This window comes from Mycobacterium sp. 1423905.2 (assembly GCF_001673155.1).
Classification (GTDB): Bacteria; Actinomycetota; Actinomycetes; order Mycobacteriales; family Mycobacteriaceae; genus Mycobacterium.
Map to the genome: position 1 here is coordinate 1 of NZ_LZLE01000248.1, position 917 is coordinate 917.

General features: G+C 68.2%; 1 protein-coding gene and 1 pseudogene. One reads left to right on the forward strand and one right to left on the reverse strand.

Going from position 1 to position 917, the window contains the following annotated elements; all coding sequences use genetic code 11:
* Positions 1-492 (reverse strand): annotated as a pseudogene (locus A9W95_RS16020) (anthranilate phosphoribosyltransferase); the annotation flags it as partial.
* A 108-nt stretch (positions 493-600) separates the two neighbouring features.
* Here A9W95_RS16020 and A9W95_RS16025 point away from each other — a divergent pair.
* Positions 601-917, forward strand: a 317-nt coding sequence (locus A9W95_RS16025; protein ID WP_371328081.1) for a heme-copper oxidase subunit III, incomplete at its 3' end; no start/stop codon positions are given.

Consider the following 917-nt stretch of genomic DNA (forward strand, 5'->3'; position numbering starts at 1 on the left):
GCCGACCTCGGCCAGGCTGCGCGCCACCTGGTCGGGCCCTAGGTCGATGCGGACCCCGAGCGCCTCGAGCGTGTCCGCGCCACCCGAGAGCGACGACGCCGCGCGGTTGCCGTGTTTGACCACCGGCACCCCCGCGGCCGCCACCACGATCGCCGCCATCGTGGACAGGTTGACCGTGTTGACGCCGTCGCCGCCGGTGCCCACCACGTCGACCGCGTCCGAGGGGATCGCGTCGGCCGGCAGCGGACGGGCGTGTTGCAGCATCACCTCGGCGAGCTCACTGACCTCGGCCGCGACCGGCACCTTCATCTTCATCGCCACCGCAAATGCGGCCATCTGCGACGGCTGGGCATGGCCCGTCATGATCTGGTCCATGGCCCAGGCGGCCTCGCCGCGGCGCAGGTGCTCACCCTCGGTCAACCGGCCCAGCAACCGCGGCCACGAGCACGCCGGCTCACCCGACGCGAGCGACGGCACCTCAAACACGGCCACGCGCCGATGGTCCCACGACACGTCGCCGCGGCGACGGCAGGGAACCGAAACGGGCGAATTTTCGACCCGGGTAGAGGCGAACAACTACAAAGCGTCATACTTGCGGATGTGACGAGTGCTGTAGGGACCTCGGGTACTGCCATCACGTCGCGGGTGCATTCGCTGAACCGACCAAACATGGTCAGTGTTGGCACCATAGTGTGGCTGTCTAGCGAGTTGATGTTCTTTGCTGGGCTGTTTGCGTTCTACTTCACGGCCCGAGCCCAGGCTGGCGGCAACTGGCCGCCGCCGCCCACCGAGCTGAATCTGTACCAAGCCGTCCCGGTGACGCTGGTCCTGATCGCCTCGTCGTTCACCTGCCAGATGGGGGTGTTCGCGGCCGAACGCGGCGACGTGTTCGGGCTGCGCCGCTGGTACGTGATCAC